Source organism: Rhizobium sp. PvP014 (genome assembly GCF_017876855.1).
In the GTDB taxonomy this organism is placed as follows: domain Bacteria; phylum Pseudomonadota; class Alphaproteobacteria; order Rhizobiales; family Rhizobiaceae; genus Neorhizobium; species Neorhizobium soli.
Window position 1 is genome coordinate 286,811 of record NZ_JAGIOT010000002.1, and the last position, 20,783, is coordinate 307,593.

The 20,783-nt window shown below is 59.0% G+C and carries 24 protein-coding genes and 1 pseudogene; 10 read left to right on the forward strand and 15 right to left on the reverse strand.

The annotated features are described in order from the left end of the window. The first annotated feature begins 6 nt into the window (after positions 1–6). Positions 7–612 (forward strand): hypothetical protein, encoded by a 606-nt coding sequence (locus J3A65_RS06000; protein WP_209900290.1) that lies wholly within the window; start codon positions 7–9, stop codon positions 610–612. Positions 613–618: 6 nt separating this feature from the next. Here J3A65_RS06000 and J3A65_RS06005 read toward each other — a convergent pair whose 3' ends face one another. Both J3A65_RS06005 and J3A65_RS06010 read right to left on the reverse strand, forming a co-directional pair. Continuing rightward, complete coding sequence (locus J3A65_RS06005) at positions 619–861, reverse strand: hypothetical protein (protein ID WP_209900292.1); 243 nt, start codon at positions 859–861, stop codon at positions 619–621. Between the two features lie 137 nt (positions 862–998). After that, a complete protein-coding gene (locus J3A65_RS06010) occupies positions 999–1,577 on the reverse strand; it encodes an alkylhydroperoxidase (RefSeq protein WP_209900294.1) in 579 nt (192 codons plus the stop codon). A gap of 71 nt (positions 1,578–1,648) precedes the next feature. Between J3A65_RS06010 and J3A65_RS06015 the strand changes: the two genes are divergently transcribed. From J3A65_RS06015 to J3A65_RS06045, 7 genes are all read left to right on the forward strand, one after another. After that, positions 1,649–1,891 (forward strand): hypothetical protein, encoded by a 243-nt coding sequence (locus tag J3A65_RS06015; RefSeq protein WP_209900296.1) that lies wholly within the window; start codon positions 1,649–1,651, stop codon positions 1,889–1,891. A gap of 334 nt (positions 1,892–2,225) precedes the next feature. Beyond that, positions 2,226–3,752, forward strand: coding sequence for an FAD-dependent oxidoreductase (locus J3A65_RS06020; protein WP_209900298.1), 1,527 nt, complete (start codon positions 2,226–2,228; stop codon positions 3,750–3,752). Between the two features lie 20 nt (positions 3,753–3,772). Then, complete coding sequence (locus J3A65_RS06025) at positions 3,773–4,396, forward strand: TetR/AcrR family transcriptional regulator (protein ID WP_209900300.1); 624 nt, start codon at positions 3,773–3,775, stop codon at positions 4,394–4,396. A gap of 241 nt (positions 4,397–4,637) precedes the next feature. Beyond that, entirely contained in the window at positions 4,638–4,991 is a 354-nt protein-coding gene (locus tag J3A65_RS06030; protein ID WP_209900302.1) for a cupin domain-containing protein, read from the forward strand. 146 nt (positions 4,992–5,137) lie between these two features. Then, positions 5,138–5,482: a hypothetical protein gene (locus J3A65_RS06035; protein ID WP_209900303.1), complete on the forward strand. Its 345-nt coding sequence runs from the start codon at positions 5,138–5,140 to the stop codon at positions 5,480–5,482. Between the two features lie 271 nt (positions 5,483–5,753). Next, complete coding sequence (locus tag J3A65_RS06040; protein WP_209900305.1) at positions 5,754–6,542, forward strand: alpha/beta hydrolase; 789 nt, start codon at positions 5,754–5,756, stop codon at positions 6,540–6,542. A gap of 9 nt (positions 6,543–6,551) precedes the next feature. Next, entirely contained in the window at positions 6,552–7,658 is a 1,107-nt protein-coding gene (locus J3A65_RS06045; RefSeq protein WP_209900307.1) for a PAS domain-containing sensor histidine kinase, read from the forward strand. Positions 7,659–7,887: 229 nt separating this feature from the next. Here the strand turns inward: J3A65_RS06045 and J3A65_RS06050 are convergent, their stop codons facing one another. The 4 genes from J3A65_RS06050 to J3A65_RS06065 all read right to left on the reverse strand — a co-directional run bounded on the left by J3A65_RS06050 (position 7,888) and on the right by J3A65_RS06065 (position 11,001). Beyond that, entirely contained in the window at positions 7,888–8,079 is a 192-nt protein-coding gene (locus tag J3A65_RS06050; protein ID WP_209900309.1) for a hypothetical protein, read from the reverse strand. 422 nt (positions 8,080–8,501) lie between these two features. Continuing rightward, positions 8,502–8,927, reverse strand: a complete 426-nt coding sequence (locus J3A65_RS06055) for a VOC family protein (RefSeq protein WP_209900311.1) — start codon at positions 8,925–8,927, stop codon at positions 8,502–8,504. A 271-nt stretch (positions 8,928–9,198) separates the two neighbouring features. Next, positions 9,199–9,945: an NAD(P)-binding domain-containing protein gene (locus tag J3A65_RS06060; RefSeq protein WP_209900313.1), complete on the reverse strand. Its 747-nt coding sequence runs from the start codon at positions 9,943–9,945 to the stop codon at positions 9,199–9,201. A gap of 66 nt (positions 9,946–10,011) precedes the next feature. Further along, positions 10,012–11,001 carry a zinc-dependent alcohol dehydrogenase family protein gene (locus tag J3A65_RS06065; protein WP_209900315.1) on the reverse strand — a complete coding sequence of 330 codons (990 nt, stop codon included), beginning with the start codon at positions 10,999–11,001 and terminating at the stop codon, positions 10,012–10,014. Positions 11,002–11,141: 140 nt separating this feature from the next. On the opposite strand from J3A65_RS06065, the gene J3A65_RS06070 reads away from it, so the two are divergent. Then, complete coding sequence (locus tag J3A65_RS06070) at positions 11,142–11,510, forward strand: helix-turn-helix domain-containing protein (protein ID WP_174061172.1); 369 nt, start codon at positions 11,142–11,144, stop codon at positions 11,508–11,510. A gap of 118 nt (positions 11,511–11,628) precedes the next feature. On the opposite strand, the pseudogene J3A65_RS06075 reads toward J3A65_RS06070, so the two are convergent. Further along, positions 11,629–12,220, reverse strand: a pseudogene (locus tag J3A65_RS06075) (tyrosine-type recombinase/integrase). 106 nt (positions 12,221–12,326) lie between these two features. Between J3A65_RS06075 and J3A65_RS06080 the strand changes: the two are divergent. Beyond that, positions 12,327–13,193, forward strand: coding sequence for a transglutaminase-like domain-containing protein (locus J3A65_RS06080; RefSeq protein WP_209900317.1), 867 nt, complete (start codon positions 12,327–12,329; stop codon positions 13,191–13,193). Positions 13,194–13,356: 163 nt separating this feature from the next. Here the strand turns inward: J3A65_RS06080 and J3A65_RS06085 are convergent, their stop codons facing one another. The 8 genes from J3A65_RS06085 to J3A65_RS06120 all read right to left on the reverse strand — a co-directional run bounded on the left by J3A65_RS06085 (position 13,357) and on the right by J3A65_RS06120 (position 20,722). Next, entirely contained in the window at positions 13,357–14,733 is a 1,377-nt protein-coding gene (locus tag J3A65_RS06085; RefSeq protein WP_209900319.1) for a YncE family protein, read from the reverse strand. Further along, complete coding sequence (locus J3A65_RS06090) at positions 14,730–15,146, reverse strand: DUF305 domain-containing protein (RefSeq protein ID WP_209900321.1); 417 nt, start codon at positions 15,144–15,146, stop codon at positions 14,730–14,732. The genes J3A65_RS06085 and J3A65_RS06090 overlap by 4 nt, the downstream gene beginning before the upstream one ends. Positions 15,147–15,271: 125 nt before the next feature. Next, entirely contained in the window at positions 15,272–15,874 is a 603-nt protein-coding gene (locus J3A65_RS06095) for a thioredoxin domain-containing protein (RefSeq protein WP_209900324.1), read from the reverse strand. Between the two features lie 78 nt (positions 15,875–15,952). Beyond that, positions 15,953–17,092, reverse strand: coding sequence for a TDT family transporter (locus J3A65_RS06100; RefSeq protein ID WP_209900328.1), 1,140 nt, complete (start codon positions 17,090–17,092; stop codon positions 15,953–15,955). A gap of 63 nt (positions 17,093–17,155) precedes the next feature. Continuing rightward, positions 17,156–17,782, reverse strand: a complete 627-nt coding sequence (locus J3A65_RS06105; protein ID WP_209900339.1) for a uracil-DNA glycosylase — start codon at positions 17,780–17,782, stop codon at positions 17,156–17,158. Beyond that, complete coding sequence (locus J3A65_RS06110) at positions 17,782–18,666, reverse strand: LysR family transcriptional regulator (RefSeq protein ID WP_209900341.1); 885 nt, start codon at positions 18,664–18,666, stop codon at positions 17,782–17,784. Before J3A65_RS06110 ends, J3A65_RS06105 begins: the two co-directional genes overlap by 1 nt. 584 nt (positions 18,667–19,250) lie before the next feature. Beyond that, the gene (locus tag J3A65_RS06115) at positions 19,251–19,946 is read right to left on the reverse strand and encodes a hypothetical protein (RefSeq protein ID WP_209900343.1); all 696 of its coding nucleotides are present in this window, start codon (positions 19,944–19,946) and stop codon (positions 19,251–19,253) included. After that, entirely contained in the window at positions 19,928–20,722 is a 795-nt protein-coding gene (locus tag J3A65_RS06120; RefSeq protein ID WP_209900345.1) for a helix-turn-helix transcriptional regulator, read from the reverse strand. The genes J3A65_RS06115 and J3A65_RS06120 overlap by 19 nt, the downstream gene beginning before the upstream one ends. Between the last annotated feature and the right edge of the window lie 61 nt (positions 20,723–20,783).

Sequence of the window (20,783 nt, forward strand, 5' to 3'; positions counted from 1 at the left end):
GAGGGCATGCGTTCACTTACTGATTTCATCAAGATGCTACCCGGGGTCAAGCCGCGGAAAACCAGATCACTTATTTTGGACGGAGACTTACTGTCGACCGCTGAAAAGCGGGACATCTTCTATCGAGGAGACGGGATTTTCGACACGGTTCAGGTTGTTGGTCCCGACGCCGCCGTGGCGATTCTCCTGGCATACCGAGAGAATAGATTGCCGATGGATCAGGGTGAGAACGTGCGAGAAGCTCCAGAGGCGGAGCGTTACCTGGAGCAGTCGGACACTCTTCGTACGCAGATTGCGGAGCGTCGCCGGAGAGATGCCTGCGTGAAGGACATATCGCTTGTCGAAGAGCGTGACTTTCTCGACAATCGACTCTTGGACCGCATATTCTGGGCGAACGCTCCCAAAGGCAAAGGGACGCTTACGCTAGCGGGCATCGCAGTGACAAAAACCTTTCATGGATACTCCAGCAACAGCGGCAAGAGTACTGGCTACGAGGTCACCTTCCATTGGGTTGGGTCTGACGGCGAGGCAAGAAGTTCTGGAACAGGGAAGCCCCCTGAAGCCGACAACCGACGAAACGACGAGGACCGTAACTGGGGTCTTCACGAGTAATTGTGCCTAATCGAAATCTCCAACCTTGCCGACGCTGAACACGATCTCAGGCTCACCTTCCTCGCCGACAACAGGATTGCCCTCGCGCTTCCACACGACGACACCAGCGTGGCGGCCCTCGAGTTCACGAGCTTCGTCAACGGCAACCGCCTCACTGGCGGCCACCCGGGGTGCGAACGCCTGCACCGCTTGGTCACGGTCATCCAGATCAAACGCGACGATGTAGACGGTGGCGAACGTGCCAGGCATTTGGGTTCTCCTTATAGTTTCGGCGAACGCCCTGGGAATCCCAAATGTTCCACTCAGTCCGGGAGCCCTGCCTCTCCGAGAGCTTTTCACCATCAAGGCGGCAGGCAGAAGCGACGTAACAAAAGCTCTGATTGACCCTATTTCCGTCCGACCGCCATTATCTCCCTGACAACCGGATCGTCATCGAGGAATTCAGGCTCGACGGTCGCGCCGACCGCGTCGAAGTAGCGGCTCATGAAGTTTCTGAACGAGGCCGCAAGCGCGATATCGGCGATGTTGACATCGGTGAGACCCACATCCCGCAGCCGCTGTATGTCGGCTTCCGTGATCCTGGACGCGTCGCGGGTGATCTGTTGCGCGTAAGCGAGCATCTCGACCTGCTGATCGCTCAGTCCGGCGTTGCGGAAGTCCTTCCTGATCGCCAGAACCTGATCACGGCCGAGCTCGCCCGAAAGGCTGCGGAAATAGACGTGCGAGCAATAGCTCGATGGCACGTCTCCCGCCACGACGAACGTGATCAGGCGAAAATTGAGGAGGCCGAGGGAAAAGCCGTCGCGTATCTGGTGGAGCAGGTTCTCGATGGGGGCGATGACATCCGGGCGAGCGGACCAGCATTGCGTGGCCTGCATGACCTGGCCCATCGAGTTGATTTCCGCCTCGTAAAGCGCGGCGATTTCGCCTGTCGCCTCGCTTGGTTCGACCGTCTTGATGAACATCGGGTGCCTCCATGTGCCGAGCTTGCGTGAAGATACCCGAAAACCGGGAAGATGCCACAGGCTGTCCCTTGATGCCCCCGACGAGCCACCGCTTCCGCTCTCACCAGGTTCCATCGCTCGAGTTCGAGCAGGGCATCAGGCAGCGCACGATGCGGGGATGCGGACGGCTCGCGCCGCGCTATGACGTCGTTCACCAGGTCTGCGAGTTTCTGTTCCGAAACCTAAGACCCCAGAACCGCTCCCGCGGCGGCCGCGAATGCTTCGTCGGATTTCCGAAGACGCAGTTCGTGCCGGGGATGTCCCGCTGCGCGTAGCAGAGGGCGCAGCCATTTCCCGTCCCATGACGGCGCGCTGGCATACAGCTGGTCTGCGAGGTCTTAACCACTTCGTCCACGATGACGAAGCGTCCGCGCCGCTTGCTTTCTTCGTAGCCATTTGGACTGATCAGGCCTGTCGGCAGGGCGTGCGCGGCTGGCGCAACGGAACCCTCCTACTGTTGATGTACATCAACTCTCAGGTTTCAGGCGACGAGCGAAGGTCGCCGCAACGCAGCTTGCGAACGGCCAGCGGCACGTCGGACCACGTTCCCTATTGAACTTCGGCCTCCTGTGCTATTTAATGACCCATGAGTCATTAAAGGAAAACAACATGCAAAAGACCGACGTTCTCATCGTGGGTGCTGGCCCGACGGGCCTGGTCCTCGCTCTCTGGCTAGCCAAGCAGGGACTCAAGGTCCGGATCGTGGATAAAAGCAGCGGCCCGGGCGAAACGTCCCGCGCGATGGCGGTGCAGGCCCGCACCCTGGAGTTCTACCGGCAGCTGGACATGGCCGACGCAGTCGCCGCCGCGGGATACAAGACCCCGGCGATGAACATGTGGGCGCGAGGCAAGCGCCAGGCCCAGGTCAAACTCGCCGATGCCGGCGAGGAGATTTCGCCCTATCCCTTCGTCCTGGTGTATCCGCAGGATCGTCACGAGCGCATGCTGGTCGATCGTCTCGCGTCGATGGGGATTGAGATCGAGCGGGGCACCGAACTGCTGTCGTTCGTAGACAAGGGCGACCGGGTAGAAGCCATCCTCAGACATCACGACGGCCAGGAAGAAACCTGCACCGCCAGCTATCTGGCTGGATGCGACGGCGCACGCTCGCCCGTTCGCCACCAGATCGGGGGCGGTTTCGAAGGCGGCACGTACAAGCAGCTGTTCTACGTCGCCGATGTGGTCGCTGGCGGAGTCGATCCGGCTGGCGACGCGCACGTCGCGCTCGACAAATCCGACTTCGTCCTCGTGATGCCCTACGGCGAGGCCAATCAGTATCGCCTTATCGGCACGGTCCGTGGCGAGCGCGCCGAGCATCCGGAAACCCTCTCGTTCGAAGACGTGGGTCAAGAGGCGATCCGGGGCCTCGGCGTGCAGGTCGACAAGGTCAACTGGTTCTCCACATATCGCGTCCATCACCGGGTCACAGACCGTTTCCGTGTGGGCCGGGTATTCCTCCTGGGCGATGCCGCCCATGTACACAGCCCCGCAGGCGGGCAGGGAATGAACACAGGTATCCTCGACGCGATCAACCTCGCATGGAAGCTGACCGCAGTCGTCAAGGGGCAGGCCCCGGACAGCCTGCTCGACAGCTACGAGATCGAGCGCAAGGCATTCGCGCGGAAGCTCGTGGAGACGACCGACAAGCTTTTCACCTTCGCGACGGCTGAAGGCGGCTTCGCCGAGTTCGTCAGGACGCGGATCGCGCCTACCTTCATCAGTGTGGCGTACCGTAGCGAAAACGTCCGCGAATACATGTTCCGTATCGTCTCCCAGACGACGCTCAGCTACGAAGGCAGTCCTCTTAGCGAAGGGAAAGCGGGCAGCGTCCAGGGCGGAGACCGACTTCCCTGGGTTTCAGTGGCGGGGGCCGACAACTACGATCCGCTCCGCGAAGTCCGCTGGCAGGTCCACGTCTACGGGCAGGCCGATTCCGATCTCGTGGCATGGTGCGGTGACCACGGGGTTGCCCTACACGTATTCGAATGGCGACCGGAACACGGGAAAGCGGGTCTGGCCCGGGATGCCGCCTATCTGCTAAGGCCTGACACGTACGTCGCCATCGCGGCCTCCGACGGATCGGCGGCTCGACTGGACGGCTATCTTCGCGATCGTGGCATCGCCTTGAAACCCTAACGCTCGTTGCGGAAGCAGAGATGACCGATACGAAACCCAAATGGAGCCGCCGGAAGGAAGATCGTCCAGCGGAGATCGTGGAAGCCGCGATGGACGTATTCGTCGAACACGGCTTCGCGGGCACGAAACTGTCCGAGGTTGCAAAGAGAGCGGGTGTCGCGAAGGGCACTCTGTATCTCTATTTCGACACCAAGGAGAACCTGTTCAGGGCCACCGCCCGGCAGGCTCTCGCGGCCAACCTCGATGCGATGGAGCAGTCGTCCGCGGCGTTTAGAGGATCGGTTGCCGAGTTCGTTCCTGTCCTGCTGAAGCGCGCGGCCGGTCGCATGGGCGACGGAAGGATTCCTGGAATCGTCCGCATGGTGCTCGGCGAAAGCCGGGCCTTCCCAGACCTTGCACGCATCTGGCACGACGAGGTTGTCTCCCGTGTCCTCACCTTGCTTTCGGGGATGATCGCAAACGCGCAGGCCAGGGGAGAAATCCGCCCCGGCGATCCGAACCTGTACGCGTTCTCGGTTATCGGTCCGATGGTTCTTGGCCTTCTGTTCCACGAGTTTTTCGGACAGGATAGTCCTCACGCGCCTGACCTCGAAGCGCTTGCCGCCCAGCATTCGGAAGCAGTTCTGCGCGGGATCGTACTGTGATCCGTGCGAGCGCCCGCATCCACGGCCTCCTGGAATTTGGCGGCCACTTCGGCGGTCGCGTCGTCGATGGCCTTGTAGAGCTTGTCCAGCATCGCGCGCTCCGCCGCCTCTCTGATCTCCATGTACTTGCGTTGTTCGGGTGTCGGGATAGGGCAGCTCTCGGTCATCTCCGTGTCCTTTCTTGTCGGCCTTGGCGATCTCGGCGACCGCACTACCTCCAGTCTGGAATAGGGAGGTAGATATGAAGGTTCAGAAATTCAGCCTGTCCGATGCCGAACTGGTGAAGTCTCCTGGACAGGATGCCGATATCTTTGTCGGAAATCTGGTCGACGAGAGGCACGGCGGCCCGGTCACCATCGGTTACGGCCGCTACGCGCCGGGCCAGTCGCTTACAGAGACAATGGCCGTCCACGACACCATGATCGTCCTGGAGGGCAGGCTCTCGGTTTCCACGGGCGACGGAACCGTGACGGCAGGGGCGGGCGACATCGTCTATATGCCCAAGGGTGAGGCGGTGACGATCACCACGGAAGGCGAGGGCGCGCTGACGGCCTACGTGACCTACCCGCACTGGGCCGAGGCGCACCAGGGATGACGGAAATGCCCGCATCGCCGAAAGGCTGGACGACGCTTGCCTCGCAGTCCGACTAGAGCCAGTTCTATCTCGTAGACCAGGAAGACCAAGCGTTCGAGGCTCCCGTGGAGATCACGGCGGAAATGGAGGCGAGGTGCCTACAAGTTATGCCATCGGATATCACCGTCGACACGCAGTCCTGCCTGCAACAGCATATCCGGATCGCTATCTGTGACCGAGAACCGGATCACCCGCTGGCCGACCAAATGAGCGGTAAGCCGTGGACGCGTTTGGAGACGGTCGAGGTTCGTTTTCCATCGAAGAGCTTCTCGATTTCCAGTCCGTCGATGCCTGACCCATTGCCGAACGGACCGATCTTCCTGGTCGATACAGTCACATGTGCGATGCGGATCAGCTGGATGGAATTCGAGGGCAGCAGGGACGACAGCGTTCCCGTAGACCGGGATGTGATAGACATCGCGGTCTGGCCGGCTCGCACTTCTGAAGAATGAGGTCCTATGCAAAGTTCCCGTAAAAGCCTGATCTTTGCCCTGGCAATGATAGTCGGCGGTATCCTGGCCTTTTTCCTCTTACTCTATCTCACGGGACACGATCCTGACGAGAGCCCGCTCACCCTGATCGATTGGGTGATCGCTGGGGTCCTGATAGGACCGGGCTTCGGTTATCTGGTCAGGTGGAGGAGAGCCAAGGACCGATAGGACGCGTGTGGCGCATGGCAATCGCTGTGGAACATTGCTAGTGTGCCGCGAAACGGGAAATATCATGTCGGTCATTCATCGCAACAACGTCGTCGTCACAGGTAACGGGAAACGCGCGATCGTATTTTCCCACGGTTTCGGTTGCGATCAGGCCATGTGGCGGCTCGTTTCGCCGTCGTTCGAAGATGACTTCACGACCGTCCTGTTCGACCATGTCGGCGCGGGTAAGTCCGACTTGAACGCGTACGATCCTGACAAGTATTCCGGCCTCGCAGGATATGCCGACGACCTCGTGGAAATCGGCGAGGAGCTTGAACTGGAGAACGCGGTCTTCGTCGGACATTCCGTGAGCGCGATGATTGGCGTTCTGGCATCGCTCAAGGCTTCCAGCCTCTTCAGCGATCTCGTGCTTGTCGGCCCGTCGGCGCGGTATATCAACGACGACGGCTATCACGGTGGCTTCGCCGAGGACGATATCGACGAGCTGCTCGCGTCACTTGGCGACAACCACATGGGGTGGTCAAAAGCCATGGCACCCGCGATCATGGGCAATGCCGACCGACCGGAGCTCGGCGAGGAACTCGTCGACAGCTTCTGTCGCACCGACCCGGACATCGCGAGAAGGTTCGCCAAGGTGACCTTCACCTCCGACAACCGGAGCGATTTACCCCATGTGAAGGCGAGGACCCTTATCCTCCAGTGCCGCGACGACATCATCGCCTCCGAAGAGGTAGGCGAGTATGTCAGGGACCACATCCCAGGAAGCAAAATGGTACTGCTCGACGCGACCGGGCATTGTCCCAACCTCTCGGCTCCGGGCGAAGTCATCGCCGCGATCCGGGATTTTATCTAGTCGAACCCAATGTCCTACGTTCCTGACCACCAAGACCTTTTCGACAACGCTCCCTGTGGATATGTCGTGGCCGACAGCCGCGGCCGCATTCTGCTGGCGAATCGAACGCTCGCGAAGTGGCTTGATCTCGAAGCGGCAGCCCTGACGGGAAAGAGGTTTCTCGACCTGATGCCCGTGTCGGGCCGCATGTTCTACGAAACCCACTTCTCGCCGATGCTCCGCATGCAGGGCTTTTTACACGAAGTCGCGATCGACCTCGTTAAATGCGACAAGTCGAGACTGGCAGTGCTCGCCAATGTAACGCAGAAGACGGAGGGCGAGCAGACAGTCACGAGGATCGCGATTTTCCAGGCAACCAGCCGCCGGAAATACGAGCGCGAACTGTCCGACGCGCGTGCGGAGCTGGCGGACGCCAACACTTCGCTCACTGAGACGGCGAAACTGCGGGACGAGTTCGTAGCGATCCTCGGACACGACCTGAGAAATCCGGTCGCGGCGATCGGAAGCGGGATGCGGGTCCTCTACAAAGAGGAACTCACGCCAAGGGGGAGAAAGGTGGTGGAACTGGTCGAGGGCAGCGTGCAACGTATGTCCGGGCTGATCGACGACATCCTCGACCTGAGCAAGGCGCGTCTTGGAGGGGGTCTTACTGTCGTCAGGCGCGCCGAACCTAATCTGGCTCACGAGATCGGACAGGTCGTATCGGAGATAGAGGTCGGTGCGGGACGATCGATTGCGACGCGGCTGGACTTGCCGGGTCCCCTATACGTGGACAGCGCTCGGATCATGCAGCTACTCTCGAACCTTCTAGGCAATGCCATTTCCCATGGCGCGGCGGACCAGCCTATAGAGGTCTCGGCGGTTATCCGGCAGGGTTGTCTTGAAGTCGAAGTTTCGAACGGCGGAGACCCGATCCCCAGCGAGACCCTACCAAGGCTCTTCCAGCCCTTCTTCCGCGGCAACGACTCGGCAGGTACGCAGGGGCTTGGTCTCGGCCTCCATATTTCGTCAGAGATCGCGAAAGCTCACGGTGGAACGCTTGACGTGTCATCGTCAGCCGAGCGCACAACCTTCATCCTCAGGATACCCTGCGGAGAGGGTCCGCAAGCGATCTAGCTCCCCTCCCAGATCGTGTCGACCCACCGTGGCACCCTGTCGGTCACGTCTCCATTGGACAAGACCCGCTCTACTTTGAAAGTTCTTTTCAGAGAGATCGAGTATTCCAGTAACGCCCTCAGGACGACCTACAGGAACCAAACGCGGTTCCGGCGCTTTAGGCCGTATGAAAACCTCTGAATTCGCAAAACTCTCTGAACCGATCGCCCTCGTCGTCGACGACGAACCGCTAGTCCTGATGGACACGGCGGACATTATATCCGAGGAAGGCTACGCCGTCGTTGAGGCCAGGACCGCCGACGAGGCGTAAGCGTTTCTCGACAGGCATTCCTCGCTCCAGCTTCTGTTCACGGATGTCCAGATGCCAGGCAAGCTGGACGGGTTCGCCCTTGCGCGCGCCGTCGAGGATCGTTGGCCGCATATTTGTATTGTCATAGCCTCAGGCGCGGCGGTTCCCCGGCAGGGGGATGTGCCGGGAGACGCGACATCCATCAGCAAACCAGTGTCTGCCCAGCTCGTGCACGAGGTTTTGGTCAAACATGGGATGCCACGTTCGAGCTGAGCGTATTAGATGGAGTCACGTCTAAAAGCATTTCCAGCGCTACACTGAACGCTCATTGAAAGTGCTCCCCTTTCAGCCTAATGGTGAGCCGTTTCTCCAGTACGATCATGGTCATTTTAGCCGTTATGCAGCCTTTCTGAACGATGGCGGCGCAATGGGTGCGTGGATGCGTGCCCATGGTAGATCGAAGGCCTCATTTCTTACCTCGTCTCGGCCCGAAGCGGACGGGCCTAAGGCAGGTTCACCCGTCCAGCGTTTGTGTTGGCGCTCCGTCCACAACGTCAATCTGCTGGAGGGGGCAAATGAGGGTTCCAAACCACATCCCACAAATGCCCGTCAGGATCACGGAAGTAGCCAGCGTAGCCGCCGTAGAACGTGGACACGGGGGATTTCACGATCTCGGCTCCGGCCCGCTCTGCGGTATCCATCACCTCATCGACCTCTTCCATCGTGGAGACATTGTGGGCAATGGTAAAGGACGTGGAGCTAGGCGGCTGTAACGGCAGCCCAGTGTCATGAGCAATGTCGCTCTGCGACCAAACGGCTAGCTTTAGACCTCCAGCCAGATCGAAGAACGCGACCGCTCCGTGCTCAAACTCCTGTCCGATGATACCTTCAGTTGGCAGCCCCAGACCATCGCGATAGAATGAAACCGATTTTTGCAGGTGAGAAACGCCCAGCGTAAGTACTGATACTCTAGCTTTCATGCCCATACTCCTACTCTCGGCACGCGCACTATGCTCATGCCATCGTAGTCTTGGGCCGCTTGATATGAGCGGAAGGACCCACCTAGTGGGGGCCGGGCCAACCTTCCCGAGCCTAACCTGTTTCAGACCTGACCAAGCTAGCTCCCCGTGACTAAACCGTCAAGGAAGGCCGCTTGTAGTGCATTCCTGCAATAACCTCTGTCGGCCCAAAGCCGACATGGCGATATTGAGGACTGCATGGCTGGCGGCTGAAATGCGACCAGCCATGTCGTCATATGCAGATAGCCCGAGCGAGGCGGACACCAAAGTCTGCGTCCGGATTGGTGGTCGCATCGCCCACTCTTTCCTGAATGACCGCGACAACAAGATCACGGCGCTTTGGCAGCCGAGCTTTCTCGGCCTTCGCCAGCGCATCGGGTATCTCTTCACGGGTAAGGTCCGTGCAGTAAGCGGGAGCGCCGGGCTGCTGCCGCCACGACTCCGCAATGGTGCCGGAGTAGACCGCATCAAGACCTGAGTCCTCGACAAGTGCCAGTCCTACCTGGCGATCGTGCTCACGGTCAGCCGCAACAGGTATCGCGAGGCGATCTGGGCTTCCTGCTGGTTTGCCTTTCCGCGCAAACGAGTCCGAACCGATGGCATTCCATGCCTTGACGATGGGGCGGCCTAGCTGCTCGGAGACCCAAACGCTTTCAACCTTTCCGTCTTCGATCTCGGCGATCTTTTCATCGCGCATTGGATAGTAGTTCGACGTATCGATCACCACTGTGTCTTCAGGAGCGGTCGCCAGCAATGGCGCGGTGCCTGGTATACGGTTCAACGGGATTGATAGGATGATCGCATCCGCGTCTTTTACAGCGACCTGAGCAGTGACTGCCCGTCCGCCAGAGACAAGCACCTCGGACGGAATTGTCTCCGGTCCGCGCGAATTTGCGACCTTCACGTCATGCCCCGCCGCGCTGAGGGTCCTAACCAAAGTCTTTCCTATGTGGCCAACGCCAAGAATTCCTATTTTCATAATACTGTTTCCAGACTTGTTGTTTTGAGGCTACGGCGGGAGAAGTTCCGCCACAGCCGTGGCGGGTTAGACAGTGACGACGATCTTGCCGATCTGCTCATTGCTTTCCAGGAAGCGGGTTGCCTCGCGGATGTCCTCGAAGCTAAACGTGCGGGAGATCAACGGATCGAGGGTCCCAGAGCGCAGCCCCTCATTGATGAAGGTCTTCGCGCGGGAAAGGATCGCGTCGTCGGAGACGATCTCCGTGTAGAGATACCCCTTCAATGTCAGACTTTTGCCCAGCACGGCGAACTGGGGGAACGGGCCCTCGTCGAGGCTGAGAGCACCGTATTCGAGCAGGATGCCGCCAACCGCCATGCATTCTGCAAGCTGCGCGATGGCCGGGCCGCCAATGGGATCGAACACAACCCGCGCACCCTTGCCCCCTGTGATCTCTTTAACGCGGGCTGCAAGATCGTCTTCTTCCGTCGCGATGACATGATGCGCGCCTGCCTTGATCAAGGCTTCCACCTTCGACCCGGTCCGCGTCGTGGCGATTACCGTCGCACCTACGCTGCGACCAACCTGGATTGCGGCAACGCCGACACTGCTCGATGCCGCAGACACGATCACGAACTCGTTCCTTTTGAGTTTTGCCTGTTCGATCAGCGCGCCCCAAGCCGTGACATACTGCATCCACGATGCCGCCGCCTGTTCGAACGACAGGTTTTCCGGATGCTTTACGACGTGACGGCCCGGCACGTTGATGAGTTCGCCGTAGGTGCCCCATCGCGTCATGTCTAGCGTTGGAATAACGCTAACCGCATCGCCTTTGGCGAGCCCCATAACCGTGTCCCCCATCGCAGTAATCGTGCCAGACGCTTCATAACCGAGCATCGAGGGGAACTCAGCCTCCTGCAGATAAGCATGGCGGCGGAACATCACCTCGGCGCGATTAAGACCGATGGCCTTGACTGCGATCTGCACCTCGTCACTCGCCGGAGCGGAGACATCGATGTCGTCGATCTGGAGAACATCGGGTTCCCCGTATTCATGAAAGCGGACAACTCTCGTCATGCTGAAATTCCTTTTAGCTTCTTCCGCGCGCCGTAAATACAGCGCGTATGATCAGACGCATTTCGCAACTGGAAGCGAAATTGAAAATACGGTAATCAAACGCACATAGTGTCCAAAAGTATACCGTCAACGAGGCTGGAATGAACAAAGATCGGAACTACGACGAGGTCCCCGGCTGCACGATGTATGCGGCGCTCAATCTAATCAGCGGCAAATGGAAGGGCATGATCCTGTACCATCTCCTGAAGGGAACTCTTAGGTTCAACGCCCTGAAGCGAGAGCTGGGAGACTGCTCCCAGCGTCTCCTGATCAAACAGCTTCGAGAGCTTGAAGAGGATGGCCTTGTGGCACGGAAGGTGTTCGCGGTTATCCCGCCCAAGGTGGAGTATTCCATCACTGAGGAAGGCAGAACGCTTGCGCCTATTCTCCTTGGGCTACGGGACTGGGGTCACGGGTGGCTCAATCGGCGCAACCTAGTAGCCCGCGACGATCATCTTGATGCTGCGTAGCGAAAGAAGCGGAGTCGCAGCTTGAAGCAAGGCGAAGGAGAAACGACCAGGCGTACGGGAAGCAATGTCCGCTGATGGCGCGAGAGGGACCATCGGCAATCCGCCGATGGTCACGAACTTACAGTTCAATCTGCTCAGCGATCCGCAGAGCATCGTCCACCTCGACACCCAGGTATCGGACGGTGCTTTCAAGCTTGGTGTGACCGAGCAGAATCTGCACGGCTCGGAGGTTGCCAGTCTTCTTGTAAATCTGTGCCGCCTTAGTTCTTCTCAGGGAGTGGGTCCCATAGGCGCTGGCTTCAAGTCCGATGGACGTTACCCATCGCTGGACAATCCGGGCGTACTGCCTCGTCGACAAATGCTGCGACGTCTTGCGGCGGCTTGGGAACAGATAGCTGCCGCCGCTACGTCGGACGAATGGGAGCCATGCTACAAGTGTAGCTTTCGTTTGCTCGGTCACTTCGAACTGTACGGGCCGCTTTGTCTTTTTTTGCATGATGGTGGCTCGATCCCTGACCGAGCTACCAGACCACAGGTCTTCGCCCCTCAGTCTTACTGAGGTCGCAAGCGCGAAGCTTGCTGTCTATGGCGAGATTGAAGAGCGCCAGCTCTCTGATCGCTCCGCTCATTTCCAGTCGAACACGGATCGACCACAGGTTCTTGGGCTGAAGTGAGCGCTTCTGACCAACAAGAACTGAGCGTGATCGGATAACCCGCTGGAGTCGGCCTTCGGCCTGCAGCGGCCCAAAGCGGGCGTTCGCCGTGCGCTTGACACCAATAAGCCCTCGCCGGATCATCCGGCCTTGGAGGATACTCATGGACATGGTTACGCTGGACTACTTCCGAGAGCCGGGACCGCATTCCACGGCAAAGAAGAACAAGGTCGGGCTGGCAGGCGCTCCAACGGACATCGCCGACCTAGCCGCCTGGATTCAGGGAAGAATGCTTCACGAACACTGGGCATCGAGATATGGCGAAGAGCTGACCCCGGAGCGCCGTGAACTCTCGCAAAGGAGATCGGTGGACGCCGTGCTGGACGGCCTCCTTGCGGGGGGCAATTCACCACGTCCTGCTGCGGGTCGAGCGGTTGGTGTCTGCAGCCATTTCTCGCTGCTCGCGGTGTCGGCCTTGCGAGCGAGCGGCCGTGCGGCAAGGTCGCGGTGCGGGTTCGGCACTTATTTCGCTCCCGACAAGGCGATCGACCACTGGGTGGTGGAGGTCTGGAATGGTGATCGCTGGCGGATGGTCGATTTTCAGATCGATGACTTTCAGCGCGCAGAATTGGGGCTGGTCTTCGACACTCTCGACTTGCCGTCGGGTGAGTTCCTGCTGGCCGCCCAGGCCTGGCAACTCTGCCGGCGTGGCGAGGACGACCCCAATCGCTTTGGCATCTTCGATGAAGGCGGCTTCTGGTTCATCGCCTCAAATATGATCCGTGACCTCGCCAGCCTGAACAAGGTCGAGATGCTGCCGTGGGACGACTGGGGGGCGATGCCAACCCCAGACGCGGAGATCAGCGCCGAGGAACTACGACGCTTCGATCATTTGGCGGAGGTTCTGCTCGATCCGGACCGTCATAGGGAAGAGCTCCGTTTACTCTATGGTGCTCCAGGATTCGGCATGCCTGGAGAGGTCTTCAATGCTGTCAGGCAGGTTCGTGAGAAGGTTTCGGTCGTGCAGTAGGTACAGAGTTCGTCGGCGGAAGCTCTGCATGCTCGGGTACTATGCGATCGCAAATACCAATGACCGCTGTTGGCCCAAACAGGTCATCTGCTTGTTTTGATAGCGGCAGGCGCACGCCGCCTAACGAAATAGCACTACGCCTGCGGCTATCCAACCGACAATCCTATCGAGACTTCAAAACGGCATCCTTAGATGGTTTGGCACCTTCGACCAGGATCACGTTGGGAGATGTTGACGCTTCGCCCGCATTGACGATCGCACGTGTGGGGCTGGTTGCGGATGCCATCGCGGCTCCCTTGGCATCGGTCTTGAAGGCGACGATCGGTTCCCGCTGGCCTTCGAAGAGCAGCGTGTAAGTGGTGTCCGGCTTCAGCTTGGAAACGCTGACGTCGACGATATCGATCAAACCGAGATTGCGCGAAACGATCATGCCGCTGCCCTCCATATTCTCTGAGGGCTTGAGCCTGAGGGTGATGTTCTCGGGCATATCCTTTCGCGGCTCCAAGTTTTGACGGCCATCACCGCCCACAACTGCGTCGGAAACATAGATCAGGGCCTGCGGAGCTTGGCCGGAGGGGATGTGGGCGATCTTCGTCTGCTTTTCGGTGTCGATGACATCGATCGCATCGCCATTCTCCAGTCCGACATAGATACGGCTGCCGTCTCCGGAGCCCCAGATGCCATGCGGAAGCGCACCGACCGGTATGGTGGAGACCAGTTTGGCGTCATCGTCGAGTGTGTAGACTTTCACGACATTCTCGCCGCCAATGGTCACGTAAGCGAGGGTGCCAGCGGGTGTCTTGGCAAAGGCCAGATGGTTTGTGATCGGGCCGGTATCGATAACACCCTTGACCTCGAGGGTTTTGGTATCGATCCGCGTTACCTTGCCGACGTCCTTGTGGGTCAGCCAGGCTTCCTTGCCGTCGGGCGTGACCTGTATGAACGGCGAGAAGGGCGACACGACCGGGATGGCAGCTAGCAGCTTTTTCGACGCCACGTCGAAGACCTGGACGACGGGGTTGAAGCTGTTTGCGACGAAGGCGCGCTTGCCGTCGGGCGCGAAGATCGTCATGCCGGGGCCACTCTCCGTCTTGATCCGATCGGTCTCCTTGAACGTCTTGGCGTCGATGACCGACAGGTAGTCTTCTCCACGAACCGTCACCCAGACATGCTTGCCATCGGGTGTGAAGAAGGCTTCGTGCGGGTTGCGGCCGATATAGGTCACACCCTTCACCTTGTTGGTCGCGGTATCGATGAAGGTCACCGAATTGGTAACGGTGGAGACAGCAACGATTGTTTTATGGTCCGGCGAGAAGCCGAGACCGTGAACATTGACCTCGCCCTTGTAGAGAGGGCTCAGGACGTTCGGCCTTGGATCACCTAGCTTGATCAGACCCAGAAGCGTGTTCGTCGAGGGATCGATGACGGAAACCGTGTTGCTGTTCTGGTCGGCGGCATAGACTCGGTCCTTGGCGTCCGGAAGAGCCAGGGCGGGAGATGCTGCGAGTGCGGACATCAGAACCAGGATGGAACGTTTCATTTTACGGTCTCCAGAGTTGCGGCAGGTTGATTGCCCGACTGATCGAGCATCGTGTGCATCAGTTGAATCTCATAGGTCTGCTCGGTGATGATCGATTGAGCGAGGTTTCGAATTTGCGGGTCTTTCGTGCTGACCAGAACCGCCTTGGCCATATCGACAGCGCCCTGATGATGCGGGATCATTTGCGCCAGGAAGTCCCTGTCCGGATTTCCGCTCTCAGGAACCGACATCATGCCGGCATGCATCTTTTCCATTGCAGCCTTCATGCTTGCCGAGAACGCATCTGCTGTTTCATTCTTGCCCGCCGGTTCGGGCTGATGATGCTGGTGCTGCTGTTCTGACAAGGCGGGGCTGAGGGAACAGAGGCCTATGCCGACCGCCGTTGCGATAAGAACTGTGACTTTGGCGCGCATGAGGTCTTCCTTTCGACAAGAGTGGGTAAGAACCCCTGGAGGCGGGATTCATTCCCACGTGACGGACAATCCGTGCTCACGTTCCCGTGACTGGGCTCCGGGTGCTCTGCATCGGGCCTTTCTGATCAGTCGGCTTGTGCGGCGGCGATAGCATCGGAGACCTCGTCGAAACTGCGCTTCACTTCGACCCGCTCGCCGTTGACAAAGAACGATGGCGTGCCGGCCACACCGAACTTCTGACTGGCCTCGGTCGTCGCGGCATTGAGCTTGTCCAGATAAGCCTGATCGGCAACAGCGCGATCGAAGCCCGCACGGTCTATGCCAATGCTAGCGGCGATCTCGCGCAGCACATCCTCGGCGTTTGAGGCCGAAGCAATCTCATCGGACTTCGACATGAAGGTCGATACCGTCTCATCGAATCTGTCCTGGCCCCGCGTATTCGCCAGCATGAAGATGACGGCATCCGCCGAATTTCGCACGAAGGGCCGGTAGGCGATCTTCAGCTTGCCCGGTGCCACATACGTCTCCTGCAGCTTCGGCAAGACTTTTTCATGGAAGTCGATGCAGTGACTGCAAGTCGGGGAGGAATAGACGACCAGCGTGACCGGGGCCGTCTTCACTCCAACGATACTGTCCTGGAACACAGCCGGGTTCATCAAGCCCTGCACGGGGTCGGCCTTGGCGGACCCTACACATCCCAACGCAATGCCGCCGACGATCACGGCCATAATACGAAGCGTCATATCTTCTCCTGCTCGGTTCGAGAAAACACTCCGACATGGGCAGACGCCGGAGTATTTCGATCATCAGTCTGCCTTGAGGCAGGGCGCGATAAAGAGCGAGCGGTCGAGTGTACCCTTGATCGTCTTGGCCGCAACCAGCAGCCACATGCAGGCAAGGGCAGTGACCAGAACCGCTCCGAAGACTGCGATGGACGACATTGGCACCATCGTCGACAGACGAAGCGTGGCCACGGAAAACACGCCGAGCGGGAAGGTGTAGCCCCACCAGCCGATGTTGAAGGGCAGGCCCTCGCGAAGGTAGCGCAGGGTGATCAAGACGGCGGTGGCCAGCCACCAGATGCCGTAGCCCCACAGAAGTATCGCGCCCAGGAAACTGGCTCCGCCGAAGGCCGGAGCAACGCTGGCCAATCCATTGGCCGCGAGCACAGCGGGGCCGGTCTGGCTTATCACGAGAAGGCCGAGGGCTCCGGTTCCGATCGGGCCAAGCGCCAGCCAGCTCGAGGCGGCCATGTTGACATGCGGAAGCTTGTGGACGGCCATGCGCAGGAACAGGATGGCCAAGACGCTCATGGCGAGCGGGACCGAACAGGCCCACAGAACCAGGCTGGTCATCAGCACCGTCAACTGTGTCTGGGCGTCGGCGATATGAGGCAGAAGCAGACCACCGCTGACGGCCGCCACCTCGCTGGCCACGATCGGCAGCAGCCAGACTGCGGTCATCTGGTCGATCGAATGCGACTGGCGGGTGAACATCATGAACGGGATGGCGAGGCCGCAGGCAAGCGACATCGAGACGTCAATCCACCACAGCGTCGTTGCGATTGCTACCGCCGTGTCGCCGATATGCGGGATGCCGTAAATCAGACAGCCATTGATGATCGTGGCGAGGCCCATAGGGATGCAGCCGAAGAACATCGATACGACCGAATGGGAAAAGACCCGGCTTGCCTCATGGAAATAGAGCGTCCACCTTGCAGCGTAGAGCGCCGTGCAGGTGGCGAACAGCAGGATGTTGAACAGCCAGAGCGCCTGGCCCATGGCGAACAGCCACAAATGCCCCGGGAACTGGGCGAGAGCGACAGACAGGATGCCGGTGCCCATCGTGGTGGCGAACCAGTTCGGGGTAAAGTTGCGGATGATATTGCCCTGCATAGGCACATCTGCGACGTGTGTGATGGGCTTATTGGCAACAACCTGTTGCATGGCTTCTCTCCCGATTACTGAGGCGAAAATACGCGACCACGTCAATCAGTTCCAACGCATAGTTCAGGATGTTTCAATCGACATTTTCGATTGATTGAGGATTGCGGACGACGTTTCGAAGGCCTCATGCAGACGGTGACGCTGCGTTATCGAGGTATTGATCAGCGTCGGGCTCGGATGAGGCGACAGGATCACCTTGATACCGAAACTCTCGAGCAGTTCCCTCGCTGCACTCGCCACCGATCCCGCGAGAATGGCAACCTCGACGTCCGGCAGCAGCGGTAAGAGGGCAGAAAATTTCTCCTTGCCGTCGCGCCGCTCGCTGGTCGTGATCGACTTTTTCATCGCACGGACCCACGGGACCGCATTCCACAGAACGATGTTATCTCTCGATATGCCGCTCTCAGCCAGCGCCTGTCGCAGGTTCTTCGCCGTGCCGGTCGGGTTATCGATTGAGACGAAGCGGCGGTGGCATTCGACCTCACTTGGCCCGGGTGTCTCAAGGAGGATCAGCAGTCTCGCGTGGACGCCGCCATCGAATGGATCGAAGTTCGGCACATCCCGGCCGGATGCAAGCTGAAGGCGGTCTCGGTAGTCATTCAGTGCTCGCGTATGCGATCTGTCGAGTGCGGCCAACCGCTCGTCGCGAAGGTGCTCGTGCCAGAGTGTCTCAGGCCCGCGATAGGTCATCAGACCTGCTCTGATAGCAGCGTCTCAAACGCATCGGCTGCCTTCGAGCGATATCGTTCCTTGTGCCGGATCAGGAAGAACGGACGTGGAAGCGGAGGATGGTTGGCCTCGACCAGCATGTCGCTGTTGAGTTCTGTCTGGGCGGCACTTCGCGAGGTCAGCGTTACCCCCATGCCCGCTTCGACTGCGCCGAGCACAGCCTCATTCCCCGGCAGAACAATCGCAACATCTAAGGCCTGGAGCTTCAGCTTCTCTTTGGCCATCATCCCCTCGAAGGCGAGACGCGTGCCCGACCCGGGTTCGCGCAGCACCCATGTCGCATCTGCAAAATCCGCCTTGCCCAGTTTTTTGCCTTTGGCCCAGGGATGGGTTGGTGAAACGACGATGATCATCTCGTCCGTGGCGATCACGCGTGAGGACAAGGTCGAGCGATCGATCACGCCCTCGGCCAAACCGAGCTCGACCCGCCCGGTCTCGACAGCATCCGCCACCGCCTCCGTATTGCCGATTGAGACATCAAGACCGAGACCCGGATAAGACGCATGAAACCTCGCAAGCCGTGACGGCAGCCAATAGGCACCGACGGTCTGGCTGGCCATGATCGACAGATCACCGCGTAACAAACCCGTCAAATCCTTGAGCGCGGTTTCGGCCGCCTTCGCCTCCGCGAGCACCTGAAGCGCGTGTTCGAGAAAGATCGTTCCCGCCTGGTTGAGAACGATCGAGCGTCCGATCCTGTCGAACAGCGCTACCCCATGACGTTCCTCCAGCGCGATAATTGCCGCACTGACGGCCGACTGCGTCATGTGCATCGCCTTGGCGGCTTTGGTGATGTGCTGATGGCGGGCGACTTCGACGAAAATGCGCAACTGGTCTAGGGTCATGGGGATCGCAGTCTTGAATTCGTCCAGTCCAACAATCGATTTTCCGAATGTTCGTTAGGAATTTAAGCGATGCAAGTGATGTTGCACAGTGCTGCTGAATGGCAATCGAGGGGGCATCGGTTCCTGTAATTTTGCCGATTCCCAACCCAGATGCCCGTCCTAAAAAACACCTAACGGATTACACGATAAGTCGGACCCGAGATGACCGCTATTGGCGCGAAGCGGAAGACGCCTTCTGGCCATTGCGAACGTTGTCGTCGCGTGCGGCTGTTACTGTTAGAGGAACTGCAGGAATAGGCTCAGTCCGACCAGGCTAAGAATAAGGATTCCTCCCAACAACACCATCCAATCCTTGCGATTCCGGCGCTCTATAGACCGCCATATCACATCGATTATAACGTCGATCGGGTTCAATGGATTTGACCTCAGAGGATTGTCTTGCTTTCGAAAGGCTAGACGGAACCTGCAGGTAGCGCAACGGCAGCAAAGCCCCGAGTTGTCGAGGATCGCGGGCACCATGCCTATAGGACACGACTTCCGGAGCCTGCCCGACAGTTAGCAGGTTAATCGTGTGACCGTAGCCATCATCGACCCTTGCTGATCTGGATCATCGCGGACGATCCTGTCTGCGAGAAAGCGTACTCTATCCCTTCTTTATTCCAGAAGGCGGTTGTGCTTTCGATCTCCTCCATCTTCTCGAAATCGTCCGGAGAACCGAGCCGGGCTTTCAGCGCGTCAAGAAGGCCCGCAGGGTGATCCGTGGAGTATATGCACGCCTGATGACCACTGGGCCCAACGGCGATCCAGAACGACAGGGAATCCGTGCTGTCGGACTGTTCGCGCTTCCAGCCGACCACCTCGACCGATCCTCCATTGTATTCCTGGAACGCCGAACGCCATTCCGACGTATCCGCCTCGGACATGCGCTGCCATCCGAGCTCGTCGCCATTGGCGGACACGTCCTGGATGTCGGAAGCCATACAGATGCTGATGAGACGGTCGACCGTCATTTCCACGGGAGCGGCAGCAGATGATCCAGCATAGATCGACACCACTGTGGCGACAATAATGGCGATCCCGCGCGGCCGCAAACCGCGACAAGACGACTTTTGCCAGCCCCGCTTGGGTCGATCGATATCGATGACTTCCGTACGCGTTTCGCAGATTACGCAGTGCAGTGATGAGACGCAATGACCGCTCTTGGCGCAAAGCTCGCGAACAATATCCCGGTAACACGAGCTATTAACGCCGCATCTGGACGTCACTTGTTGAGCTGGCATTGCAATGCAGATGTGGTCTGCTCATCGGCTGGCAGAAAAGTTTCTATCACAAGATCGGACACGGCGACGTCAACGGCCGTACCGAAAACGGTCGTCGCGCTAATGAAGGTCAGTTGTCCATACCGACTGTCAAGAATGAGAGGGATTGCAATGGCGGGCACCTCAGGGGTCGACGACGTAGTTCTTCGAAAAGGGACAGGGTAAGACTTCAGTTCTTCAAGAAGCTCTATCAGTCGGTTATCGCCAGTTACATCGATGTCGTGCGAAATCCTGCACAGAACGTGGTCACGCCAGCTATGGAAGTTGACGATGCGCGACGCTAGGCCGCCTGGATGAAACGTTAGCCGCAGAGCGTTGACCTCACCCTCCAGCAGCGATGGGTCAACACCCTCTGTCAGCACGCCGACAGTGCGGTTTCGCGCCAGAATATTCCAGCCACGGTCCAATGCCATAGCTGGATGCGGTTGATGTGCGCACAGTATCCGGTCGACCATCTCCTGAATGTGCTTCATGTCAGGAGAAGACAGGGGCCTCTCAGAGAATTCCGGCGCGAGGCCCGACGCTACCAGCATCGCGTTTCGCTCGCGAAGCGGTATTTTCAACGGTTCGGCGAGCCGCAGAATGGTCTCCCGGCTAGGCCGCGAGCGTCCTGACTCGATGAAGCTGAGGTGACGCTGCGAGACCCCAGCATCCAGCGAAAGTTCCAGTTGGCTAAGGCGGCGACGCTTGCGCCACATCCGAAGCAGATCACTAATCGAGGGAGAATGAGCGTCCATATCCAAATGACCTCTCGATGGATCAGTTTGATTACCTCACAGGTAATCGACCCAGCCGTGT

Coding starts and splice junctions, on each gene's coding strand:
- J3A65_RS06000 (WP_209900290.1), top strand. CDS start 7: ATGCGTTCACTTACTGATTTCATCAAGATGCTACCCGGGGTCAAGCCG.
- J3A65_RS06005 (WP_209900292.1), bottom strand. CDS start 861: ATGCCTGGCACGTTCGCCACCGTCTACATCGTCGCGTTTGATCTGGAT.
- J3A65_RS06010 (WP_209900294.1), bottom strand. CDS start 1,577: ATGTTCATCAAGACGGTCGAACCAAGCGAGGCGACAGGCGAAATCGCC.
- J3A65_RS06015 (WP_209900296.1), top strand. CDS start 1,649: ATGCCCCCGACGAGCCACCGCTTCCGCTCTCACCAGGTTCCATCGCTC.
- J3A65_RS06020 (WP_209900298.1), top strand. CDS start 2,226: ATGCAAAAGACCGACGTTCTCATCGTGGGTGCTGGCCCGACGGGCCTG.
- J3A65_RS06025 (WP_209900300.1), top strand. CDS start 3,773: ATGACCGATACGAAACCCAAATGGAGCCGCCGGAAGGAAGATCGTCCA.
- J3A65_RS06030 (WP_209900302.1), top strand. CDS start 4,638: ATGAAGGTTCAGAAATTCAGCCTGTCCGATGCCGAACTGGTGAAGTCT.
- J3A65_RS06035 (WP_209900303.1), top strand. CDS start 5,138: ATGCCATCGGATATCACCGTCGACACGCAGTCCTGCCTGCAACAGCAT.
- J3A65_RS06040 (WP_209900305.1), top strand. CDS start 5,754: ATGTCGGTCATTCATCGCAACAACGTCGTCGTCACAGGTAACGGGAAA.
- J3A65_RS06045 (WP_209900307.1), top strand. CDS start 6,552: ATGTCCTACGTTCCTGACCACCAAGACCTTTTCGACAACGCTCCCTGT.
- J3A65_RS06050 (WP_209900309.1), bottom strand. CDS start 8,079: ATGCGGCCAACGATCCTCGACGGCGCGCGCAAGGGCGAACCCGTCCAG.
- J3A65_RS06055 (WP_209900311.1), bottom strand. CDS start 8,927: ATGAAAGCTAGAGTATCAGTACTTACGCTGGGCGTTTCTCACCTGCAA.
- J3A65_RS06060 (WP_209900313.1), bottom strand. CDS start 9,945: ATGAAAATAGGAATTCTTGGCGTTGGCCACATAGGAAAGACTTTGGTT.
- J3A65_RS06065 (WP_209900315.1), bottom strand. CDS start 11,001: ATGACGAGAGTTGTCCGCTTTCATGAATACGGGGAACCCGATGTTCTC.
- J3A65_RS06070 (WP_174061172.1), top strand. CDS start 11,142: ATGAACAAAGATCGGAACTACGACGAGGTCCCCGGCTGCACGATGTAT.
- J3A65_RS06080 (WP_209900317.1), top strand. CDS start 12,327: ATGGACATGGTTACGCTGGACTACTTCCGAGAGCCGGGACCGCATTCC.
- J3A65_RS06085 (WP_209900319.1), bottom strand. CDS start 14,733: ATGAAACGTTCCATCCTGGTTCTGATGTCCGCACTCGCAGCATCTCCC.
- J3A65_RS06090 (WP_209900321.1), bottom strand. CDS start 15,146: ATGCGCGCCAAAGTCACAGTTCTTATCGCAACGGCGGTCGGCATAGGC.
- J3A65_RS06095 (WP_209900324.1), bottom strand. CDS start 15,874: ATGGCCGTGATCGTCGGCGGCATTGCGTTGGGATGTGTAGGGTCCGCC.
- J3A65_RS06100 (WP_209900328.1), bottom strand. CDS start 17,092: ATGCAACAGGTTGTTGCCAATAAGCCCATCACACACGTCGCAGATGTG.
- J3A65_RS06105 (WP_209900339.1), bottom strand. CDS start 17,782: ATGACCTATCGCGGGCCTGAGACACTCTGGCACGAGCACCTTCGCGAC.
- J3A65_RS06110 (WP_209900341.1), bottom strand. CDS start 18,666: ATGACCCTAGACCAGTTGCGCATTTTCGTCGAAGTCGCCCGCCATCAG.
- J3A65_RS06115 (WP_209900343.1), bottom strand. CDS start 19,946: ATGCCAGCTCAACAAGTGACGTCCAGATGCGGCGTTAATAGCTCGTGT.
- J3A65_RS06120 (WP_209900345.1), bottom strand. CDS start 20,722: ATGGACGCTCATTCTCCCTCGATTAGTGATCTGCTTCGGATGTGGCGC.